The organism is Alteriqipengyuania halimionae (genome assembly GCF_009827575.1).
GTDB classification, from domain to species: Bacteria; Pseudomonadota; Alphaproteobacteria; order Sphingomonadales; family Sphingomonadaceae; genus Alteriqipengyuania_A; species Alteriqipengyuania_A halimionae.
Map to the genome: position 1 here is coordinate 2,603,005 of NZ_WTYR01000001.1, position 18,678 is coordinate 2,621,682.

The window sequence follows — 18,678 nt, forward strand, 5'->3', positions numbered from 1 at the left end:
ATCGATATCCGTCCCAAATTTGCACGCGGTAGCGTGCGCGCGTGCGACTGCACGCCGCCGCTTACGCGGCGAAGGCAACAAGCGAGCCGGATGGCTCGCGCCCGGCGTTTGAGGGACTAAAGAGAATCAAACGCCCTGCGCACCGCCGCGGCGACCTGTCGGCCGGAGCGCTGCAAGGCCTGCGGGCGGTCGGCGCCGCGCGGGGTGTCGAGGCGGATCGCGACGTTGACGTTGCGCGGCGAAGAGGGCGCAACACCGGGTTCCACCCGCCCCGCGCTGGTCGGCACGAACAGCTCCGGCCCGCGCTCGCCCACCACATAGCCGTGGCCAGGGGACACGTTGCCGCCGGTCGCGCGGCCGGGCAGACCGATCAATGGCCCCAACAGGCCCGCGAAATCGAACAGACCGCCCGATGTGCCGGTGGCACCGCCGAAGCCCAGGGATTGCCCCAGCGCACCGATCGCCTGTCTGGCGATGTCGTCGAGCACCTTCATTGCGATCCGCCGCAAATCCTCGAACCCGATCGAGCCGCGCTGGATTGCGCCCAGAAGACCGCGCTCGAGCGTTTCGCCGGCCTTGGCGAAGCCATCGACCAGCGTCGCGTCCATCGACTGCTTCATCGCCGCGATATCCTGCGCGAAGCCTTGCGTGTTGGCGCGCACGTCGATCGCCAGCGTGTCCACCTCGTCATCCATTGTCGCGCTCCATTAATTGGTCGAATTCGTCGCGGCCCAGCGGGGCGCCATGGGACTCGGTAGGCGTCAGCGCGCCGAGCAGTTCGGCAGGCGTGGCGGTCCAGAACTGGTCGGGGCTCCAGTGGAGCACCCGCGCGGCGACGGGCCAGGCGATGCGGGTGACCGTGGCCCAGCTTTCGCCGCCAGTCTCCCCTCCCTTCAGGGAGGGGTTGGGGGTGGGGGCTCGACGCCGACTATCGGACGCGACATGCCCCCCTCCCGACCTCCCCCCGCACGGGGGGAGGGGGTGGTCCCACATCACCCGCCGCCCTTGAGGATTTGCGCGAGCAGTGCGCGCAGCGGCTGCGAGGCTTTCGCCAGCCCCATCGCCGCGATCGCTTCGCCGACCCGCTCGCGCGAAACCTCTTCGCGCTCGACCAGGCAATGCCAGAACAGCGCGCTCGTCTCGGCCAGCCGGAGCTGCCCTTGCGATGCGCGCTCGACCAGCCCGAACAGAGGGCCGAGGTCTTCCTCGGCAGCGAGCAGCGCAGCATAGCTCGGGCGCAGGATGCAATCGCGGGCGCCGATCCGCAGCGTGGCTTCGCCTCTCTCGGGATTGGCCATCAGGCGGCCTCCACCGCACCCGAGCTTTCGAGCTGGACGGTGTAATTGCGCTCGCCGTTGAAATCGCCCGCGTAATCGAGCCGCTGGATCAGGAAGCGGCCGCGCAATTTCTCGCCATCCTCGAACGACAATTCATAATCGTCGAGCGTCCCGGCAAAGGCATTGGCGCGGATCTGCGCTTCGGCTGCGCTGCCGAGGAAGATCCCCGCCGCGCTCACCGACACCTGCCGCACTCCCGCGCCCGACAGCAGCTCGCGCCACCCGCCGCTGGCCTTGTTCGTCACCACTACGGTGTCGCCGGTGATCGACATCTGCGTGGTCCGGAGCCCGGCGACAGTCTGGTAATCGGGCGACACCGCGCCGTCGGAAATCTTCAATAGGAAGGCACTGCCTTTCTGGGCGGTCATGGGCGTTCTCCTAGTAACTTGGGCGAAACGGTGCACTCCCCTCCCGCAGGCGGGAGGGGCCGGGGGTGGGCGAAGGTTGCAAGAGCTCTCAGTTGCTTGATTCTTTGTCGGGTGCGCCTCCGACATCCGTCGAAGGCTTGCGGCTCCAGCCCGACTCCCCCTCCCAACCACCCGATACCGTATCGGAAAATCATCGGGTGGTTGGGAGGGGGAGTCGGGCCGGCACCGAGGTCAGGCGGATGCCTGACCGCACCAGCGTGAGCAGCACAAAACTCAACCCGCCAAAACCAGAAACCGGAACTCCAGCAGGCTCGAACGCAGATTGTGGCTGCGCTTCTCGTTGCGGGCGCGGAGGAACTGGCTGGTCACGAGTGTGAAGGTGTCGTGTTCCCGCGGGAGGGCGAGGACGCGGGCCTCGATCGCGGCGAGGATTTCGAGGTCGCCATCGGGCGCGTCTCCGCGGCTGCGGTGTTCGATCGCGATCCGGACCTCGCGACCGCTTTCGGTCTTGGTCGACCAGTCGCGGCTGGCGCTGGCGGCGATGGCGAGCATGGGCCGGGTGATCGGCCCGGTCGCTTCTTCACGAAAGGTGCCGATGCGGGCGGTGAGCATGGGATCGGTGCGCAGCCAGTCGAGCAGCGCAGCGCGCAAGGCGGCTTCGAGCATCAGGTGTCTCCGGTAAACAGGGGCCAGAGCGCGCGGGGCGAACCGTGGCTGGCGCGGCGGGCTTGGGCGATGGCGCGAGCCTTGCGCGTGAGACGGGCGACCAGTGCGGGATCGCTCCGCCGGGCGGAAAGCAACGAGCGGCTCATGCGACGCGCATCCGCCGCCAGGGTCGCCACAGCGCCGCGACGGCGGTGGGCGGCAGGTTCGCCTCGCTCTCCTCGCCCGCGCGGGTGCGATAGCCATGCGCCGCAAGCCGCTCGATCCCGTGGCGGATCGCCGAGGGCAGCCCGGCCCAGTCGAGCGCCATGTCGGCGGTGAAGCGGACGGCCACCCGGCTCGCGCTGCCGGGGCGGATCGTGCGGAAACGCGCGCTGCCATCGGTGCCCAGTTCGAAGGCGTAATCGTCAGGCGCCAGAGGGCTGCGCGTGCCGTCGGCCGCGATGGCCTCGACCCCCAGCAGGGCGGTGACCGGGCAGGTCGCAAGCGTGCGAAATCCGCCCGAGACGGGCAGCACTTCCTCGCAGGCCTGCACCAGCGGCATCTGCCCGGTAAAGCCCTCGCACGCCTCGATCGCGCTCGCGAGCAACCGCTCGACCAGCGCGTCCTCGCCCGTCGTGGCGAGGCCGAGCCAGTCCTTGGTTTCGGCCAGCGCAACCGGCCCCGGCGGCGCGGGGGTGATGATGGTTCGGTGAGTCATTTTATTTGGTCCCTCAAACGCCGGGCGCGGGCCATCCGGCCCGCTTGGCTTCGCGGCATAAGCCGCGGCGGACGGTCGTCCGCGTGCACGCTATCGCGTGCAACTCCTGGACGGATATCGAGATGAAGCGCGAGGCGGAAACGACCAAGGCGGTCGCCCGACGCCGACCAGGCGGAGGCAAGCGCGACTGCGCGCCCGCAGGTGCCCCGCAGCGAAGCGGAGGGAACAGCACCGAGGATGGACCCGCGGATGCGGGTCCGTAACCACGAAAACTCCGTCCCTCCACCCCGCGCTACTCCGCTTACTCTCCGATCCGCAGCAGCTTGATCGCTTCGCTGTCGAGCACCTGTCCGCCCACGCGCTTGGTGGCGTAGAAGTGGACAAAGGGCTTGTTGGTGAAGGGATCGCGCAGGATCCGCGTCGCGCTGCGTTCGGCGATGAGGTAGCCGTTGCGGAAATTGCCGAACGCGATCGGGGTGCTGTCGGCCGCGATGTCGGGCATGGCCTCGGCCTCGACCACCGGGTAGCCGAGCAGGCGATCGGGCTGGCCGTCGGCGAGCGAGGGCTGCCACAGGAAGGCGCCGTCGGCGGTCTTGAACTTGCGCACTTCGGCCAGCGTGGCCGAGTTCATCACCCAGCTCGCGCCCTGGCGATGGCCCGCTTTGAGCGCATGGACGAGATCGATCAGCGCGATATCGGGCTCGGCGTCGAAGCCCGCCGCCGCGCCGCTCGGCACGTGTTGCAGCGTGCCGAAAGCGCGGGCGTCGTCGGCCGCCGTGCTGGTCGGGGCCTGGAGGAAGCCGCGCGGCTGGTCAGCGCCCGATCCGTTGACGAATGCAGCCCCTTCGGCGCGGGCGAACTCGCTCGCGATCTCGCTGGCGAGCCAGCTTTCGAGGTCGAAACCGGCATCGTCGAGCATCGCCTGGCTGGCGGCGGGATTGGCGTAGAGCTCACCCGTCGGCGGGGCGATCTCGGCGAAATCGGGGGTGTCGGTCTCGGGTCGCCCGGCGGTCTCGGAGACCCAGCCGCTGGCGGTGCCGCCGGTGGTCACGAGCTTGCGATAGCCCGCGCTGCCGGTCTGCACGACCTGTGCGATGGCGCGGATCGGGGAGAGCGCGGTGAGCGTGTGGGCGATCGCAGCGTCGATCTGCCGCGGCACCGCATAGCCGCCATCGGACGGCGCGACACCCGAGATCGACTTCAGCTCGGCCCCAAAATGTTCGGTGCTGCCGCGACGCAGATAGTGGTCGACGAAGCCCTTCACTTCGGGTGCGGCGCTGTCGCCGGACTGGAGCACGGGGCGTTGCGCGGCCTTGCCAATCCTGTCGACGCGGGCCTTCACCTCGTCGACGTCGCTGCGCAAAGTGGCGATGGCGCCTTCGGCCTTCTCGGTCCGCGCGACGAGATCGAAGCTCTGTTCGAGCGCGGTATCGGGCGTGGTGGTCGTGGTGGGGGAATCCATGGGGCAGTTACCTTTCTCTCGGGCACAAAAAAGGCCGCTCCGCAGGCGGCCGGTGGGGAATGTCGGAGGGGCTCAGCGGCGGACGAGATGGACCCGCGCAGCCTGTTGCATCGGATGGGTGACGAGGCTGACTTCGAAAATGTCGACCCGGCGCAATGTGCGGCCCGCCTGCGAGTGTTCCGCCTCGCGCGTGCGGAAGCCGAAGCTGAGCCCCGTGGTCGCGCCGCGGGCCAGCGCGAGGCCGGCGCCGCCTTGCGGGTTGTCGACGCACGCGATCACGCGCAGCCCGCGCGCATCCTCGCTCGCATGCTCGACCCAGCCGATCCGCTGTTCGGGGCGATGCTGCCAGTAGAGCGGCAGCTTGTCGCGGCGGCCGGCAAGCGAGGCGGCAAAGGCTCCGCGCCTGATCGTGTCGCGCCCCGCATCGGGACGATCGAACAGCGCGGCGTATCCGGCGAAGCGAAGGCCGGGGAGGGCGGCGCTCACTTCAGGAGCTCCCACGCGCCCATCCGCACCGCGAGGCCGATCAGCAATAGCGCGAGCGCGGCGCGCACGGTCCAGTCGATCACCGCTTTCCAGGCCGATTTCTTGGCATCGCGCCAGGCGCCCAGCAGTTCGCGCAGTTCGGACAAGTCCTCGCGCGCGTCGGGATCGTCGAGACCCATACGCAGCAGCACGCGGTTCGCGCCCAGCTCGCTCGCTTCCTCGACCACCGCGCGCAGGGTCACGAGGTCCGATCCTTCGGTCGCGGCCTGCGACAGCAGGCGCGCGAGCATGTCTTTACGCATCATCATCAGTCTCCAGCCCAAGCAGGCGGCGTTTCTCGCCATCGGAAAGGAAATCGGCCGCGGTCACCCGTGCCCATAATTTCTCGCGGTCCTCCGCCAGTTCGGGCACGCGGTCGATATCGATGGCGAGCGTTTCGCCGTGGAACCACGGGTCGAGCCCCTCGGCCAGTGCACCCAGGATCTTCGCGCCGAGCGGCAGCAGGGTGAGCCGCCACAAGGCGCGATTGGCCTCGCGGTAATTGGCATAGGTGTTGTCGCCCGGCAGGCCGAGCAGCATCGGCGGCACCCCGAAGGCGAGCGCGATGTCGCGCGCGGCTCCGGCCTTCAGCTCGGCGAAATCCATCTCGGCGGGCGTCAGCGCGAGGCCCTGCCAGCGCAGCCCGCCCTCGAGCAGCATCGGCCGCCCCGCATTGGCCATGCCCTGATAGGCCGCCGCCAGTTCGGCCTTCAATCGTTCGAACTGCTCCGCCGTCAGCGTGTCGCCATCCTTCGAATCACAGACCAGCGCGCCCGAGGGCCGCGCCGCATTGTCGAGCAGCGCGCGGTTCCAGCGGGTCGCCGCATCGTGCAGCGCCACCGCGGCATCGGCGGCGGACAGGCAACCGGTGCCGTGATGATCGTCGAGCGGCGAGAAGCCGCGGATATGGACCAAATTCGGCGCGCCGCTTTCGTCCTCCAACGCAATGTGGACCGTCTTCTCGCCCACGCGATAGGTATAGCCCGTCGGCCAGCCATCCTCGCCCGCCACGGGCGTCATCCGCTCGGGCCGCAGCGCGAACAGCTCGACCGGGCGGCCATCGGCGTCCTTCAGGATCTGCGCATAGGCATCGCCGTGGAGCAGCAACTGCGCAGCCAGCGTTTCGAGCAGCGATTGCCCCGCGCTGGTCGCGGTGACGAGGCTGGCAAGCTCGTCGGCGACGGGAGAGAGCGGCGCGCCGCCTACGCTCTCGGACACCAGCCGCACCGCGCGCTGCGCCACCGGATTGTCGCACCACGCGCGGCGCACCGAGCGGGTGTATTCATAGGTCGGCGGCGTGCCTGAGTCATTTGGCCCGCCATCGGCGAAGAACCACGGCGAGGTGAAATGGCGCGCAATAGGCACGCGGCTGGCCCCGCCACCCTTGAAGGCGGCGGTGACGCTGGAAAGGAAGGACATTTGATTCTCCTGATAGGGGGGCGGTCACCCTGGCCCCGGCCCCGGACCAAGTCCGGGGCGACGACTTGCGCTTTACCTGTCACCCCGGACTTGTTCCGGGGCAGTGCTTCTTCCAAGAACAATGAATGCGGACCTTCGAGCCGACGGTGTACATCCTTGCGAGCCACGATCGCGGGCGGCTCTACACCGGTGTGACCTCCGACCTGTTGGCGCGGCTGCATCGCCATCGCGACGAGCTGTTCGACGGCTACACTAGGGATCGCGAAATCAAGCGTTTGGTGTGGTTCGAACGTCACGACGAGATCGAGATCGCAATCCGCCGCGAGAAAACGATCAAACGCTGGCCGCGCCAGTGGAAGTTCAACGTTATCGAAGCGGAGAATCCCGAGTGGCGCGATCTGGCCGAGGCGTTCGGCTTTCCGCCGCTGTCGCAAAAGTAAGCACCACCCCGGAACACGTCCAGGGTGACTGATTGGGCGGTACAGCGCTCACGTACTCCGCACCCTCGGCTCACCCCGCCCCTTAAGCATCAGTTCGGTCAGCGCCCAGACCAGCGCATCGGCGCGGTCGGGCGAGCGGCCTGGCCCTTCATATCCGCCACCCGCCATCAGCCCGCAGAGCTGGTCCTCCAGCGCCGCGAACAGGCCGGCGTGGCGCACGCGGCCCGCTTCGTAGAGCGCGGCGATCGGTTCGGCGCGGGCCACCTTGCCGCGGCTGGCATGGACCAGCTTGAGCGGCAGGTGGATATCCGCCGCGCGCAGCACGCTTTCGACCATCGCGCCGCCCTGATTGGCTTCGGCCACCACGCGATCGGCCTCCCACGCGGCTGCCGCTCCGGCCACCGCGCGGGCCCAGCGTTCGGGCGAGGCTTTCTCGACGCTAGCATCGGCAAGGACATGCGCGGTGCCGTCTGTCAGCAATCCGGCGACCACGATCCCGCACGCATCGCCCCGCGCCGAGGTGGGCGGATCGACGGCGACGACGATGCGGCGATACCATTCCCCCTCCCGCAAGCGGGAGGGGGGCAGGGGGTGGGCATTGTCCTGAGAGATCGGCTCGGGTTCGGGTTCGACACCGGGCCCACCCCCCAGCCTCCTCCCGCTTGCGGGAGGGGGAGTCTCGAATATGGCGCCCATTCCGCTTATTGTGGGAGGGGGAGCGATGCGGCACCGCTCCAGCAGCGCCCGGGTCCACAATGCGCCGTCGATCGTGTCGAGCAATTCGCCGTCCAGCTCCTGCCGGCCGAAGCCGCTGGCCTGGAACTGCTCGATCATCGCGGCGAGGTAATCGGCGGGCAGGACCGAGCGGTTGTCGGTCGTCCGTCCGCGCGCCACCACCACCTTGCCCGCCTTCGCGCCTTCCATCGGGCGCCGCATCAGCGGGTTGGCGCGCGGGGTGGTGGTGGCGAGCACGCGGGGTTGCTCGCCCAGCCGCATGGTCAATTGCAGATTGTTCCAGGCTGACATGGCGCGTTCGTTGGAATTATCCCATTTGGCGATTTCATCGCACCAGGCATGGCTGTGCTGCGGGCCGCGCAGGCTTTCCGGTTCGCCTGCAGAATATAAGAAGGCGACCGCGCCGTTCTCCCAGGTCAGCTTGCGCAGGCTCGGTTCGTAGATCGGGGGCAGGGCCCCCGGTGCAGCGGCGAGCACCCCGGCATCGCCTTCCACCATGACATTGCGCACCTCCGCAAGGTTGGCGCCGACCAGCGCGATCCGCGCATTGCCATCGTGGCGCGCGACATCGCGGACCCATTCCGACCCGGCGCGGGTCTTGCCGAAGCCGCGACCGGCGCCGATCAGCCAGGTGCGCCACGCTTCGCGCGGGGGCAATTGCGCGTCGCGCGCCCAGCCCTCCCAGTAATAGGAGCCGAGCGCGGCCAGTTCGTGCGGGGCGAGCAGGCGGGCCAGTTCCTCGCGATCGCTTTCGCCTTCCTCGCTGTTGCGCCGCAGCCAGCTCCCGCGCGAGCCGCCATGCGAATCCCTGTGCTTACGCCTCGCCATCTTGGGTCTTTCGAGCCGGAGCTTTCTTCACCGGACTGCGCGGCGTCGTGTCTCGGCGTGCGCGGCGGATGGCCTTCTCGCCTTCCTTGGCGCGGGCGCGCAGCATGTCGATCTTGGCATTGATCGTGGCGATCGTGGTGACTTCGTCGGCCAGCGTGCGGCGGCCCTTTTCGCGCGCCACGCTCTCGCGATGGGCGATCAGGCAGCGCAGCGCGGTGGCGGTGTCGAATTTGCGTTTCTCGCCGTCCTTGCCCGCCGCGGGCGAAGCAGATGGTTCGCCGCCGCGCAGGTGAAGCAGTAGTTCCATTTCCAGATTGTCGTATCCCTCGGCGAGCGCGGCGTACCATTCGCGCGCGAAATCGGGATCGTCGCGGCGCCGACGGTAGACCTGGCTCGGCGTGACGTCGGCCACCGCGGCAGCACGCGCGACATTGGATGTCTCGGCAAGTTCCTCGAGAAAGCGTTCGAACCGGGCGGCGTCGCGGCGGGCGGGCTTGCTCCTCTTGCGCCGGGTTGCGCCGTTGACCGGCTGGATCGCATCCCATTCGGCGCGGAAATCGGCATGGGCCTGGCGACGGCTATAGGGGGTCGAACTGGTTACGCCGGCATCGCGCGCTGCTTCGCGTACGCAGCGCCCGGCGCGCAGGGCATCGAGAAACCGCCCCACCCAGACGGGCGGGGCATTGTGAGTCTTGGTGGTCATGAAGGCGATCCTCTTTGCGACACGAAAAAGGGCCGCTGCGGCAGATGCCGGCGGCCCGAATCGGTTTATCGCGATGTTCGTCTTATGTACCCAAAGAGCGTGACGATGTCAACCAGAAAAACCAGATAGGTTCGTTGCGATTGGATTGCCAAGGTTGCATGCTCGCTCTAAACGCTGCGCGAGCCTCGTTATTGCGAGGAGCCGCAGGCGCCGCGGCAACCCATGGGCAGATCCGTGGATTGCTTCATTACGCCAGCAATGACGAACCAAGGGTGGCATGACGATATGACCTGGCTCCGCAGCCTCTACAACTGGACGATGGAAAAGGCCGCGCACCCTGCGGCGGTGTGGTGGCTGGCGTTCTTCTGCTTCCTCGAGGCGAGCTTCTTTCCGATCCCGCCGCACCCGCTGCTGGGGCTGATGTGTCTCGCCGAACCGAAGAAGGCGATCCGCTTTGCGCTGGTCGCGACGCTGGCTTCGGTGGCCGGGGCGCTGCTGGGCTATGCGATCGGTTGGGGGCTCTACGATTCTGTCGGCGTCTGGTTGATCGGGGCATTGGGGCTGGACGACAGCTTCCCGGTCGCGGCCTGCTACCTGCGCGAATATGATTGGCAGGCGATCGTGGTCGCGGGGGCGACCCCGGTGCCGTTCAAGCTGCTGACGATCACGGCCGGCTTCGTCGCGATGAACCTCGTCACCTTCGTTCTCGCAAGCCTCGCGGCGCGCGCGCTGATCTTCATGACGATCGGAATCCTGTTCCGTCTGTTCGGCGCGCCGATCAAGCGGGTGATCGACAAGTATCTCGGCACCGTCACCACGGTGTTCGTGATCCTGGTGGTGGGCGGGTTCGTCGTCCTCACCCAGTTCCGCAGCACCGACGAAGAAATCGCCGACAAATGCGACGCCGCGACCGAGGTCCGCACGATCTGACGCCGCGGGCCGAAACCCGCGGCGCGCCAGAACCGGTTAGCCTTCGAAGCTGGTCTCGAGCGTGATCTCGGTATCGAGCAACTTGGAAATCGGGCAGTTGGCCTTGGCGTCCTTCGCCAGTTCGACGAATTTCTCTTCGCTCAATCCAGGCACCTTGCCCTTGGTGGAAAGCGCCGATTTGGTGACCGCAAAGCCGTCGCCATCCTTGCTCAGCGTGACCTCGGCACTCGTTTCGACCGTGCCATCCTCATGCCCCGCTTCGGCGAGCTTGAACGAAAGCGCCATGGTGAAGCAGCTGGCATGGGCCGCCGCGACCAGCTCTTCGGGGTTGGTGCCGGGGGCATCTTCGAACCGGGTCTGGAAGCCATAGGGCTGGTCGTCGAGCGCGCCCGAACCGGTCGAGACGTGGCCCTTGCCGTCTTTGCCCAGGCCTTCGTATTTTGCGCTGCCAGTGTTCTTGGTCATCGTATCAATCCTTCGGGTTGTCGGCGAGAATCCGCCATTGCCCGAAGGACGCACGAGACCGCCTTGCGTTTCCCGCCATTCGGTTAGCCTAGCGCAAAGACAGCGAGGCGCTCGCGCTCCGGAACCTCGATCGTGCCGTAGCCGCGCTCCACCAGTTTGCGGCGCTCAAGCTCGCCCAGCGCCGCGTTGGCGGTGGCGCGCGTGACGCCGAGGAGATCGGCCAGTTCCTGCTGGGTGATCGTTACAGTGGCCCCGCCCACGCCATCCCCCGCCAATGTCGCAAGCAGCCCTGCCAGCCTTTGCGGATTGGTCCCGCGTCTCAGGCCGGACAGAAGCGAAAGCGCATCCTGCAATTGCGCGGACAGGGCACCCAGCAGCGCCCGGTTCGATGCGGGGTAGCGCGCAAGTGCCTCGAGAAATGCACCCGCCGTAATCAAGCGCAGACGGCTTTCGCCGCGCGCAATCGCATCGACGATCCGCGGCTTGCCGGCGAAGACCGCAAGCTCGCCATAGGAATCGCCCCCACCCAGCAGAGCGACTGCGCGGAAATCGCCATCGGGGAGGAATTGCCCGATCCGCACCGCACCCTCTTCGATCAGCCAGAAGCTGTCGCCCGGATCCCCGCGCTGCTGGATAATCTGTTCGTCGGCGAAGACCCGTTGGCGAGAGCCAGCGACGAGTTCCGCCCGCAGCGCAGGATCGAGCGATGCAAAGAGCATCGGCGTGGCCAGCGAGCGCTGGGTCGCCTCGAATTGTAAAACTCTCGACATTCTCGACTCTCGCTACGGCCTATCCCGGAAACCGACAAGAGCATTGCCGCGGAGAGAGGAACCCGCCCATGAACGCATCGACCATCGCCATTCTCGCCATCTATCTCGGCTTCGCGCTGCTCGAATTGTGGCGATCGAACCTGTTCTCGAAACCCGATCAGACCCGCGACGACGGGATCGTCGAGGCGGTCAGCATTATCGCGCTGTTGGGGATCACGCAGCCCGCGATCCTGTTACTGTCGGCTGGGCTGGCGGGCATCGTCGCAACGCAATATGCCGGGGCGCTGGCCGGACTCAACGTGTTCGCTGCGATCGCGCTGTTCCTCGTGCTCGACGACATGATGCAGTACTGGTGGCACCGCGCCGCGCACAGCTTCCCGTGGCTCTACAACCTCCACCGGCCGCACCACAATGCGCGCTATATGAGTGTCCGGCTCGTCTACCGGAACAACCTGTTCTATTACATGATGATGCCGGGGATCTGGCTGTCGGGCGTGCTCATCTATCTCGGTCTGGGCTGGGTCTATGCCGGGTACATCGTGGTCAAGCTGCTGGTCATCACCGGCGCGCATTCGGACGTGGCCTGGGACAAGCCGCTCTACCGGATCGCCTGGCTTTCCCCGCTGATGTGGTTGGTCGAACGCACCATCTCGACCCCCGCAACGCATCACGCCCATCATGGCCGCCATGCGAGCGACCCGGCGGTGCACTACAAGGGCAATTACGGGAACCTGCTGTTCTTCTGGGACGTGCTGTTCGGCACCGCGAAGATCACCCGCAGCTACCCGCAGAGCTTCGGAGTCGAGAACCTGCCCGAGACCAGTCTGGGCGAACAGCTCGCCTGGCCGCTGCTCGGTCGCATCCCGCGCGAAGGGGCGATCGTCGAGCGGGGTGATGAGGAGGTGCCCGCGCGCGCCGTCTGATCGGGCCGCACCCTCGTTTCGAGCCTATGCCACCGGAAGATAGAGCGTCGCGCGCAAGGCGTGCTCGGGCTTGTCTTCGGGCTGGTCGTGATAGGCGATAATCGGCGGCGCTTTGGAGAGCGCATGGCCATCGCGCAGGGCTTTCAAATAAAGCGCATCGAAAGCAGCGGGCACATTGTCGTAGGATCCGATGTGGTCCATCGCCAGCGCATTGCCCCCTCCGACTTCGAAGTCCGCCAGTTCGTTGTCCGCGACCGCCTGCGCACCGATATCCAGCGCGCAATCGAAGGCACGTGCCTCGGGTCGCACGCTCGCCGGATCGTCGAGTGGTACGCCCCAAATGCCTGCCAGCGCGTCCATCGGCGTCTGGGCGAAGACTTTCTCGAACAAGGCATCGTAGCCATCGTTGAGCGCTTCGTACGGGCCCTCTCGACGCAGGGCTACAACGCGAAACGGATCGAGCGAAACCACTTCGATGCCCAGCGGGCTGATAGGGTCGGGCGCCTCTCGCAGCCTTGCCGCCATTGCTTTCGCGAGTTCGGGATCGGCGCGATAGCTTGTCGCGCTCGCTCCGGTCGCCTGTTTCATCGCCCGCGCGAAGGCCTGGCTCGAAGCGTAGCCCGATCCGGCCATCGCCTCGGTAACGGTGCGTGTACCGTCGGTGAGATCGTTCAGGCTGCGCGCCAGGCGGATCCGGCGCATCGCGGCGCCCACCGTCTCGCCTGTCATCAGGCGGAACACCCGGTGGAAATGGAACGGTGAGAACGCCGCGATCTCTGCCAGCTCGGCGAGATCGGGCGGGCTATCGGGATCGCCGGTCTCGATCCGTGCGAGTGCGCGACCGATCCGGTCGGCATGGTCTGTAACAAGGTCATGCGGCATCGTGTCCTCCTTGAATGGAGTGCGACCTATGCAGCGATGTCTCGCGCGCGGCGTTCCCGCTCTTGCGGAATTGCCGACGCCCGTATCAGATGATCCCCACCGCCTTGCCGGCGCGTTCGAACATGCCGAGGATGGTCTCGACCTGTTCGCTCGAATGCTCGGCGCAGAGCGAGCAGCGCAGCAGCGTCATGTTCGCCGGGGTGGCAGGCGGACGCGCGAGATTGACGTAGAGCCCTTCCTTCAACAGCGCTTCCCACATCGCCGCGCCGCGTTCGAGATCGGGCATGATCACCGCGATGATCGCGCTTTCGGGCTCGTCGGTGCCGAGTGTGAAGCCGCGTTCTTTGAGGCCGGCATGCAGCGTCTTGGAATTCTCCCACAGATGCGCGCGCTTGTCCGCGCCATGCATCAGCTTGCGGATCGAGGTCGCGGCGGTGGCGACGACGCTGGGCGGGAGGCTGGCGGTGAAGACGTACGGGCGGCAGACCAGCCGCATGATCTCGAACTTGGGATGGTTCGAGACGCAGAAACCTCCGACCGTGCCGACGCTCTTGGAGAAGGTGCCGATGATGAAATCGACATCGTCGATCACGCCGGCGGCTTCGCACACGCCGCGCCCATGCTTGCCGATGAAGCCCATCGAATGCGCCTCGTCGACCAATACCATCGCGCCGGCGTCCTTCGCGACTTTCACCATCTCCTTCAGCGGCGCGACGTCGCCGAGCATCGAATAGACTCCCTCGAGGACGACCAGCTTGCCGGCCCCTTCCGGAATGCGCTTGAGGCGCTTTTCCATTGCCTCGATATCGTTGTGCTTGAACGGCACGACTTCGGCATTGCCCATCGCGCAGCCGTCCCAGATCGAGGCGTGGCTATCGATGTCCAGCACGACGTAATCGCCCTTGCCCGCGATCGTGGAGATGATGCCCAGATTGGCCTGGTAACCGGTGGAGAAGACCATCGCGTGGTCCATCGCATAGAATTCGCGCAGTGCATCTTCGCACTCGCGGTGGCCCTGATACGTCCCGTTGAGCACGCGGCTGCCGGTGGTGCCCGAACCGAAATCGGCCAGGGCCTGCTGCCCGGCGGAAACGACTTCGGGATCGAAGGTCATGCCCATGTAATTGTAGGTACCGAGCAGGATCGTCTCGCGCCCGTTGCAGACCGCCTGGGTGGGCGAGAGCACCTTTTCCATCACCAGGTTGAACGGGTCGGTCAGCCCGCTTTCGAGCAGCGCCTCGCGCTGTCCGATCAGATCGTCGAACTTCGAAAACAGGTCCTGTCCCTCACCCGGGCGGGCGGCAGGCTGATCCGGCTGGCTGATACCTTCGCTCATGCTTCTCTCCCGGGTCGCGTTCAGTCGTTCGCGAGCTTGCACACCGCGTCGACCAGCTGGCCGTATTTCTCGATCTCGGCCTGCTGGTTCATCGAGATGATAATGTCGAACTCGTCTTCGATCGCGGCGACGAAATCCATCACCGTGAGGCTGTCGAATTCGAGGTCTCCGGCGAAGGTCGTGTCGTCGGTGATCGTCACGCCTTTCTTGTTGAACGGCTCGATCAGCGAGCGAATGCGTTGGTCGACGTCGGCGCGGTCCATGCGGGATCCTCGTTGGGAAATGACAATGGATGCGCAAGACGGGTTTCGCGCCACGCTGTCAAGTAACCGGCGGTTGCCGGGCGCAGTGGAGCAGAGCGCGCAATCATTCAGAAAACGGCTTATGCGGCGGCTTCGACGATCACCCTTAGCCTGATTACTTGACAGCGCGGCTCGCAACGGCGCCGGGCAGTCGCAGGGCCTCGGCTATCAATCGACCAATTTGCTGACCGCTTCCATGAAAGGGCGGATCGACACCGGCTTCGACAGATAGCCCTTGGCACCGGCCTGGCGGATGCGGTCCTCGTCACCCGACCCGGCATAGGCGGTAACGGCCAGCACCGGCGTGTCGCGCAAACCTTCGTCGCGCTGCGCTTCTTCGATCAGGTCGAGGCCTGAGACATTGGGCAGTTGGATGTCCATGATGATCAGGTCGGGGCGGAACTCGCGCGCCTTCATCAACGCCTGTTCGCCGTCGGCGCATGGCTCGACCTCGTATTGGCGTGATTTCAGAACGTCGCAAAAAAGGCGACGGTTGAGGTCGTTGTCCTCGACAATCAGGATACGCTTTGACACTGGTGGCTGGCCCTTTGCGCCGCCGGGAGGTTCTTTCTATCCGGGCGACGCGATTTTGGTAAACCACATTTTAACCATTTTCAAACGGCGTAAAAATCTTGTCCAACTCAGAGACACAATCCCGCTCCGCAGAGCCCGAAGCCATCGCGATCCGCGCGCTCGCCTGGACCTTATCCGACGATCGGCGGGCGGAACGCCTGCTGTCGTTGACCGGGCTCACGCCCGAGCAGCTGCGCGGCGGTCTCGAAGATCGGGCGGTGCAACTGGCCGTGCTCGATTTTCTCGCTGCGCATGAAGCCGATCTGCTGGCTGCAGCCGGCGCGCTCGATCTGGCGCCCGAACGGCTCGCCGCGGCGCGCGCGGAGCTGGCCCGATGAGCGGCGCGGCAAAGCCCGAAGCGAACCGTCCGCTCGTCATCTGCGATTGCGATGAAGTCCTCCTGCGTATGGTCGGCCCGTTTCGCGACTGGCTGGCGAGCGAGCACGACATCGATTTCACGTTGAAAAACGATTTTTCGGATGCACTCCGTTATCGCGCTAAAGGCGAGCCGGTAGAGCGGCAGGATGTCTGGCGCCTGCTGGCCGCGTTCTTCGACACCGAGATGGACCGGCAGGATCCGTTCCCTGGCGCGATCGAGGCGCTCAACACCCTTGCCGAAACGGCGGACGTGGTGATCCTCACCAATTTGCTCGATGAACGCGCTCAGGCGCGAAAGGCCCAGCTGGCTGGGCACGGGCTCGATATAGAAGTCTACACCAATCAGGGCCCGAAAGGCCCGGCGATCCGCCGGATCGTCGAGGAACATGCGCCGGGCAAGGTCGCCTTCATCGACGATCTACCGCAACACCACGCCTCGGCGGCGCAGGATTATCCCGACAGCATCCGGCTGCACATGTGCGGCGAGCCCGAATTGTCGCCGCATATCGACTGCGCCTACGAGGCGGGGCACGCCCATGCGAGGATCGACAACTGGGACGAAGCCCTTCCCTGGCTGCTCGAGCGGCTGTAGGAACGAGCGCCATGAGCATTTCCGAAAATCTGCACGCCCGGGGGATCACGCTCCCCCAGCCCGCGGCTCCGGTCGCATCCTATCAGGCCGTGGTGATCCACGGCGGCTTCGCCCATGTGTCGGGTCAGCTGCCGTTTATCGATGGCGAACTCGTGACCGGTCGGCTCGGCGAGGATGTCGGGCTCGAACGCGGGATCGAGGCGGCGCGCGCCTGCGGACTGATGATTCTCGCCCAGCTCGAAAATGCGCTCGGTTCGCTCGATCGGGTCGAGCGGTTCGTAAAGCTCGGCGGCTTCGTCAATTCGACCGGCGATTTCGCCGACCAGCCCAAGGTGATCAATGGCGCATCCGACCTGATGTTCGACGTGTTCGGCGAGATCGGTCGCCATGCGCGCAGCGCGGTCGGGGTGCCGGTGCTTCCGCTTAACGCCGCCGTCGAAGTCGACGCGATCGTCGCCGTTTCGCAAGGTTGATCGCGCGATGGCGGCGCGTAGCTATCCGATCGATCTCGGCTGGTTGAATGGCACCGTCTTCGCCCATCGCGGCTTGCACAATTCCGGTGTGCCCGAGAACTCGATGGCCGCTTTCGAAGCTGCGATCGAGGCGGGATACGGCATCGAATGCGACATCCAGCGCGCGCGCGACGGCACGGCGATGGTGTTCCACGATTGGGAGCTCGAGCGGCTGACCGGAGAGACCGGTCCGGTCGCCAAGCGGGACGCGCAGAGCCTCGGGGCGATCGAATTGCGTGGCGGTGCGGGGCAGACCATCCCGCGACTGGCAGACGTGCTGAAACTGGTGGCGGGTCGCGTCCCCCTGCTGATCGAGGTGAAGTCCAAGCGCGATCATCGCGTCTCGGCCGTCTGCCTTGCGATCCGGCGCACGCTCGAGGGGTATCGCGGCCCCCATGGCGTGATGAGCTTCGATCCGCGCATCGCGTGTTGGTTCGCGGTCCATTCCCCCGAAACGCCGCGCGGCCTGGTGGTAACCGAGCAGGACGATACCGCGCTGCCGGGGCGGATCCGGCGACGGTTGGCGATCCGTCATGCCAAACCCGATTTTCTCGCCTGGGACATTCGCGACCTGCCGAGCCGGCTCGCGGCAGCGCAGCGCCGCAAGGGGATTCCGCTGACGACATGGACCGTGCGCGAACCCGAGCAGCGCGCCACCGCGGAACGATATGCCGACGCACCGATTGCGGAAGGAAATGGTTTCGGCTGAATCAGTGACTATCCGCACACAGGACGGCGTGACCGCGCTCGATCCGGCGCGCTGGGACGCGCTGGCGGGCGACAATCCGTTCACCTCTTACGCGTTTCTCTCCGCGCTCGAACAATCTGGCAGCGTGGGCGAGGGGAGCGGGTGGCAATCGCTCCCGATCATAGCTGAGGATGCCAAGGGCGCATTGCTCGGCGCGCTTCCATCCTACCTCAAGGGCCACAGCCAGGGCGAGTACGTGTTCGACCATCAATGGGCCGACGCATGGGAGCGCGCCGGTGGACGCTTCTATCCCAAGCTCCAGATCGCCGCGCCATTCACTCCGGTGAATGGCCCGCGCGTGTTCAGCGATGACCCCGCCATTGCGCTGGCGCTGTTGCGAGCGGCCGAGACCTTTTGTGAACAGCATGGGATTTCATCGGCCCACGCGACCTTCATCGCACCTCGTCAGCGTGCCTTGTTCGAAGAAGCCGGTTGGCTCATGCGACGCGACATCCAGTATCACTGGTTCGATCGCGATTACGGCGATTTCGACGGGTTTCTCGCCGCGCTCTCGTCGCGGAAACGCAAGAATATCCGCAAGGAACGGGCGCAGGCAATCGACAGCGTCACCATTCGACGTCTCCAGGGCGCGGATATCCGCGAAGAGCACTGGGATGCGTTCTGGCTGTTCTATCAGGATACCGGCGCCCGCAAATGGGGCTCGCCCTACCTGACGCGCGAAGCCTTCTCGCTGATTGGCGAGACGATGGCGGACCGGATCGTGCTCGTATTGGCGGAGGAGGACGGGCGCCCGGTCGCAGGCGCGCTCAATCTGTTCGACAGCGAAGCGCTATACGGCAGGTATTGGGGCGCGCTGGTCGATCGACCGTTCCTCCATTTCGAGGTCTGCTATTACCAGGCCATCGAGGAGGCGCTCGAACGGTGCCTGGGCCGGGTCGAGGCGGGCGCGCAGGGGCAGCACAAGCTGCTGCGAGGCTACGAGCCGGTCGAAACGGTATCGGCCCACTGGATCTCGGACGACGGATTTCGCGAAGCGGTCGCGCAATTCCTCGCCGCAGAGCGCGAAGCTGTCGCGCACGAGCGTGACGCGCTGGCGCGGCACACGCCGTTCAAAAAGGGTTGAGAA

The 18,678-nt window shown here is 66.2% G+C and carries 27 protein-coding genes; 8 read left to right on the forward strand and 19 right to left on the reverse strand.

Annotated features, from left to right (window positions below; genetic code table 11):
* Positions 1-116 precede the first annotated feature (116 nt).
* The 11 genes from GRI68_RS12550 to GRI68_RS12600 all read right to left on the reverse strand — a co-directional run bounded on the left by GRI68_RS12550 (position 117) and on the right by GRI68_RS12600 (position 6,474).
* Positions 117-695: a tail tape measure protein gene (locus GRI68_RS12550; RefSeq protein ID WP_160617593.1), complete on the reverse strand. Its 579-nt coding sequence runs from the start codon at positions 693-695 to the stop codon at positions 117-119.
* Positions 688-993 (reverse strand): phage tail assembly chaperone, encoded by a 306-nt coding sequence (locus tag GRI68_RS12555; protein WP_160617594.1) that lies wholly within the window; start codon positions 991-993, stop codon positions 688-690. Before GRI68_RS12555 ends, GRI68_RS12550 begins: the two co-directional genes overlap by 8 nt.
* The gene (locus GRI68_RS12560) at positions 993-1,298 is read right to left on the reverse strand and encodes a gene transfer agent family protein (RefSeq protein WP_160617595.1); all 306 of its coding nucleotides are present in this window, start codon (positions 1,296-1,298) and stop codon (positions 993-995) included. Before GRI68_RS12560 ends, GRI68_RS12555 begins: the two co-directional genes overlap by 1 nt.
* Positions 1,298-1,705, reverse strand: coding sequence for a phage major tail protein, TP901-1 family (locus GRI68_RS12565; protein WP_160617596.1), 408 nt, complete (start codon positions 1,703-1,705; stop codon positions 1,298-1,300). Before GRI68_RS12565 ends, GRI68_RS12560 begins: the two co-directional genes overlap by 1 nt.
* Before the next feature lie 273 nt (positions 1,706-1,978).
* A complete protein-coding gene (gp17, locus tag GRI68_RS12570) occupies positions 1,979-2,371 on the reverse strand; it encodes a tail completion protein gp17 (RefSeq protein WP_160617597.1) in 393 nt (130 codons plus the stop codon).
* The gene (locus GRI68_RS12575) at positions 2,371-2,517 is read right to left on the reverse strand and encodes a hypothetical protein (protein ID WP_160617598.1); all 147 of its coding nucleotides are present in this window, start codon (positions 2,515-2,517) and stop codon (positions 2,371-2,373) included. The genes gp17 and GRI68_RS12575 overlap by 1 nt, the downstream gene beginning before the upstream one ends.
* Positions 2,514-3,068: a head-tail connector protein gene (locus GRI68_RS12580; RefSeq protein WP_160617599.1), complete on the reverse strand. Its 555-nt coding sequence runs from the start codon at positions 3,066-3,068 to the stop codon at positions 2,514-2,516. Before GRI68_RS12580 ends, GRI68_RS12575 begins: the two co-directional genes overlap by 4 nt.
* A gap of 301 nt (positions 3,069-3,369) precedes the next feature.
* Positions 3,370-4,530: a phage major capsid protein gene (locus GRI68_RS12585; RefSeq protein ID WP_160617600.1), complete on the reverse strand. Its 1,161-nt coding sequence runs from the start codon at positions 4,528-4,530 to the stop codon at positions 3,370-3,372.
* A 72-nt stretch (positions 4,531-4,602) separates the two neighbouring features.
* The gene (locus GRI68_RS12590; RefSeq protein ID WP_160617601.1) at positions 4,603-5,016 is read right to left on the reverse strand and encodes an HK97 family phage prohead protease; all 414 of its coding nucleotides are present in this window, start codon (positions 5,014-5,016) and stop codon (positions 4,603-4,605) included.
* Positions 5,013-5,321, reverse strand: coding sequence for a DUF6127 family protein (locus GRI68_RS12595; protein WP_160617984.1), 309 nt, complete (start codon positions 5,319-5,321; stop codon positions 5,013-5,015). Before GRI68_RS12595 ends, GRI68_RS12590 begins: the two co-directional genes overlap by 4 nt.
* Positions 5,311-6,474 carry a phage portal protein gene (locus GRI68_RS12600; protein ID WP_160617602.1) on the reverse strand — a complete coding sequence of 388 codons (1,164 nt, stop codon included), beginning with the start codon at positions 6,472-6,474 and terminating at the stop codon, positions 5,311-5,313. Before GRI68_RS12600 ends, GRI68_RS12595 begins: the two co-directional genes overlap by 11 nt.
* A 125-nt stretch (positions 6,475-6,599) precedes the next feature.
* Here GRI68_RS12600 and GRI68_RS12605 point away from each other — a divergent pair, with 125 nt between their 5' ends.
* Positions 6,600-6,914, forward strand: a complete 315-nt coding sequence (locus tag GRI68_RS12605) for a GIY-YIG nuclease family protein (protein ID WP_160617603.1) — start codon at positions 6,600-6,602, stop codon at positions 6,912-6,914.
* Between the two features lie 48 nt (positions 6,915-6,962).
* On the opposite strand, the gene GRI68_RS12610 is transcribed toward GRI68_RS12605, so the two are convergent.
* On the reverse strand, positions 6,963-8,477 hold the full coding sequence (locus tag GRI68_RS12610) for a DNA-packaging protein (RefSeq protein WP_160617604.1): 1,515 nt from the start codon (positions 8,475-8,477) through the stop codon (positions 6,963-6,965).
* Positions 8,464-9,180: a hypothetical protein gene (locus GRI68_RS12615; protein ID WP_160617605.1), complete on the reverse strand. Its 717-nt coding sequence runs from the start codon at positions 9,178-9,180 to the stop codon at positions 8,464-8,466. The genes GRI68_RS12610 and GRI68_RS12615 overlap by 14 nt, the downstream gene beginning before the upstream one ends.
* Positions 9,181-9,438: 258 nt before the next feature.
* On the opposite strand from GRI68_RS12615, the gene GRI68_RS12620 reads away from it, so the two are divergent.
* Entirely contained in the window at positions 9,439-10,110 is a 672-nt protein-coding gene (locus GRI68_RS12620; RefSeq protein ID WP_234028800.1) for a YqaA family protein, read from the forward strand.
* A gap of 36 nt (positions 10,111-10,146) precedes the next feature.
* Here the strand turns inward: GRI68_RS12620 and GRI68_RS12625 are convergent, their stop codons facing one another.
* On the reverse strand, positions 10,147-10,575 hold the full coding sequence (locus tag GRI68_RS12625) for an OsmC family protein (RefSeq protein ID WP_160617606.1): 429 nt from the start codon (positions 10,573-10,575) through the stop codon (positions 10,147-10,149).
* Positions 10,576-10,658: 83 nt separating this feature from the next.
* Positions 10,659-11,345, reverse strand: coding sequence for a Crp/Fnr family transcriptional regulator (locus GRI68_RS12630; RefSeq protein ID WP_160617607.1), 687 nt, complete (start codon positions 11,343-11,345; stop codon positions 10,659-10,661).
* A 68-nt stretch (positions 11,346-11,413) separates the two neighbouring features.
* Here GRI68_RS12630 and GRI68_RS12635 point away from each other — a divergent pair, with 68 nt between their 5' ends.
* Positions 11,414-12,268: a sterol desaturase family protein gene (locus GRI68_RS12635; RefSeq protein ID WP_160617608.1), complete on the forward strand. Its 855-nt coding sequence runs from the start codon at positions 11,414-11,416 to the stop codon at positions 12,266-12,268.
* Positions 12,269-12,292: 24 nt separating this feature from the next.
* Here GRI68_RS12635 and GRI68_RS12640 read toward each other — a convergent pair whose 3' ends face one another.
* The 4 genes from GRI68_RS12640 to GRI68_RS12655 form a co-directional block, all read right to left on the reverse strand.
* The gene (locus GRI68_RS12640) at positions 12,293-13,150 is read right to left on the reverse strand and encodes an AraC family transcriptional regulator (protein WP_160617609.1); all 858 of its coding nucleotides are present in this window, start codon (positions 13,148-13,150) and stop codon (positions 12,293-12,295) included.
* An 85-nt stretch (positions 13,151-13,235) separates the two neighbouring features.
* Positions 13,236-14,486, reverse strand: a complete 1,251-nt coding sequence (gene spt, locus GRI68_RS12645; protein WP_160617610.1) for a serine palmitoyltransferase — start codon at positions 14,484-14,486, stop codon at positions 13,236-13,238.
* A gap of 20 nt (positions 14,487-14,506) precedes the next feature.
* Positions 14,507-14,749, reverse strand: a complete 243-nt coding sequence (locus GRI68_RS12650) for an acyl carrier protein (RefSeq protein WP_160617611.1) — start codon at positions 14,747-14,749, stop codon at positions 14,507-14,509.
* 207 nt (positions 14,750-14,956) lie between these two features.
* The gene (locus GRI68_RS12655; protein ID WP_160617612.1) at positions 14,957-15,322 is read right to left on the reverse strand and encodes a response regulator; all 366 of its coding nucleotides are present in this window, start codon (positions 15,320-15,322) and stop codon (positions 14,957-14,959) included.
* Between the two features lie 98 nt (positions 15,323-15,420).
* On the opposite strand from GRI68_RS12655, the gene GRI68_RS12660 reads away from it, so the two are divergent.
* Genes GRI68_RS12660 through GRI68_RS12680 form a run of 5 tightly spaced genes read left to right on the forward strand, consistent with a single transcriptional unit; the run spans position 15,421 to position 18,675 of the window.
* Positions 15,421-15,699, forward strand: coding sequence for a DUF3572 family protein (locus tag GRI68_RS12660; RefSeq protein ID WP_199799763.1), 279 nt, complete (start codon positions 15,421-15,423; stop codon positions 15,697-15,699).
* On the forward strand, positions 15,696-16,331 hold the full coding sequence (locus tag GRI68_RS12665; protein ID WP_160617613.1) for an HAD family hydrolase: 636 nt from the start codon (positions 15,696-15,698) through the stop codon (positions 16,329-16,331). The genes GRI68_RS12660 and GRI68_RS12665 overlap by 4 nt, the downstream gene beginning before the upstream one ends.
* An 11-nt stretch (positions 16,332-16,342) precedes the next feature.
* Positions 16,343-16,804 carry a RidA family protein gene (locus GRI68_RS12670; protein WP_160617614.1) on the forward strand — a complete coding sequence of 154 codons (462 nt, stop codon included), beginning with the start codon at positions 16,343-16,345 and terminating at the stop codon, positions 16,802-16,804.
* A 7-nt stretch (positions 16,805-16,811) separates the two neighbouring features.
* Positions 16,812-17,552 (forward strand): glycerophosphodiester phosphodiesterase family protein, encoded by a 741-nt coding sequence (locus GRI68_RS12675; RefSeq protein WP_160617615.1) that lies wholly within the window; start codon positions 16,812-16,814, stop codon positions 17,550-17,552.
* Positions 17,539-18,675 (forward strand): GNAT family N-acetyltransferase, encoded by a 1,137-nt coding sequence (locus GRI68_RS12680; protein WP_160617616.1) that lies wholly within the window; start codon positions 17,539-17,541, stop codon positions 18,673-18,675. The genes GRI68_RS12675 and GRI68_RS12680 overlap by 14 nt, the downstream gene beginning before the upstream one ends.
* Positions 18,676-18,678 lie beyond the last annotated feature (3 nt).

Bases quoted from the DNA above. Each gene is read 5' to 3' on its own strand.
- GRI68_RS12575 (WP_160617598.1), bottom strand. From the start codon at position 2,517: ATGAGCCGCTCGTTGCTTTCCGCCCGGCGGAGCGATCCCGCACTGGTC.
- GRI68_RS12580 (WP_160617599.1), bottom strand. From the start codon at position 3,068: ATGACTCACCGAACCATCATCACCCCCGCGCCGCCGGGGCCGGTTGCG.
- GRI68_RS12625 (WP_160617606.1), bottom strand. From the start codon at position 10,575: ATGACCAAGAACACTGGCAGCGCAAAATACGAAGGCCTGGGCAAAGAC.
- GRI68_RS12610 (WP_160617604.1), bottom strand. From the start codon at position 8,477: ATGGCGAGGCGTAAGCACAGGGATTCGCATGGCGGCTCGCGCGGGAGC.
- GRI68_RS12550 (WP_160617593.1), bottom strand. From the start codon at position 695: ATGGATGACGAGGTGGACACGCTGGCGATCGACGTGCGCGCCAACACG.
- GRI68_RS12635 (WP_160617608.1), top strand. From the start codon at position 11,414: ATGAACGCATCGACCATCGCCATTCTCGCCATCTATCTCGGCTTCGCG.
- spt (WP_160617610.1), bottom strand. From the start codon at position 14,486: ATGAGCGAAGGTATCAGCCAGCCGGATCAGCCTGCCGCCCGCCCGGGT.
- GRI68_RS12605 (WP_160617603.1), top strand. From the start codon at position 6,600: ATGCGGACCTTCGAGCCGACGGTGTACATCCTTGCGAGCCACGATCGC.
- GRI68_RS12615 (WP_160617605.1), bottom strand. From the start codon at position 9,180: ATGACCACCAAGACTCACAATGCCCCGCCCGTCTGGGTGGGGCGGTTT.
- GRI68_RS12630 (WP_160617607.1), bottom strand. From the start codon at position 11,345: ATGTCGAGAGTTTTACAATTCGAGGCGACCCAGCGCTCGCTGGCCACG.
- GRI68_RS12670 (WP_160617614.1), top strand. From the start codon at position 16,343: ATGAGCATTTCCGAAAATCTGCACGCCCGGGGGATCACGCTCCCCCAG.
- GRI68_RS12585 (WP_160617600.1), bottom strand. From the start codon at position 4,530: ATGGATTCCCCCACCACGACCACCACGCCCGATACCGCGCTCGAACAG.
- GRI68_RS12565 (WP_160617596.1), bottom strand. From the start codon at position 1,705: ATGACCGCCCAGAAAGGCAGTGCCTTCCTATTGAAGATTTCCGACGGC.
- GRI68_RS12620 (WP_234028800.1), top strand. From the start codon at position 9,439: ATGACGAACCAAGGGTGGCATGACGATATGACCTGGCTCCGCAGCCTC.
- GRI68_RS12555 (WP_160617594.1), bottom strand. From the start codon at position 993: ATGTGGGACCACCCCCTCCCCCCGTGCGGGGGGAGGTCGGGAGGGGGG.
- GRI68_RS12600 (WP_160617602.1), bottom strand. From the start codon at position 6,474: ATGTCCTTCCTTTCCAGCGTCACCGCCGCCTTCAAGGGTGGCGGGGCC.
- GRI68_RS12675 (WP_160617615.1), top strand. From the start codon at position 16,812: ATGGCGGCGCGTAGCTATCCGATCGATCTCGGCTGGTTGAATGGCACC.
- GRI68_RS12560 (WP_160617595.1), bottom strand. From the start codon at position 1,298: ATGGCCAATCCCGAGAGAGGCGAAGCCACGCTGCGGATCGGCGCCCGC.
- GRI68_RS12650 (WP_160617611.1), bottom strand. From the start codon at position 14,749: ATGGACCGCGCCGACGTCGACCAACGCATTCGCTCGCTGATCGAGCCG.
- GRI68_RS12595 (WP_160617984.1), bottom strand. From the start codon at position 5,321: ATGATGCGTAAAGACATGCTCGCGCGCCTGCTGTCGCAGGCCGCGACC.
- GRI68_RS12680 (WP_160617616.1), top strand. From the start codon at position 17,539: ATGGTTTCGGCTGAATCAGTGACTATCCGCACACAGGACGGCGTGACC.
- gp17 (WP_160617597.1), bottom strand. From the start codon at position 2,371: ATGCTCGAAGCCGCCTTGCGCGCTGCGCTGCTCGACTGGCTGCGCACC.
- GRI68_RS12640 (WP_160617609.1), bottom strand. From the start codon at position 13,150: ATGCCGCATGACCTTGTTACAGACCATGCCGACCGGATCGGTCGCGCA.
- GRI68_RS12665 (WP_160617613.1), top strand. From the start codon at position 15,696: ATGAGCGGCGCGGCAAAGCCCGAAGCGAACCGTCCGCTCGTCATCTGC.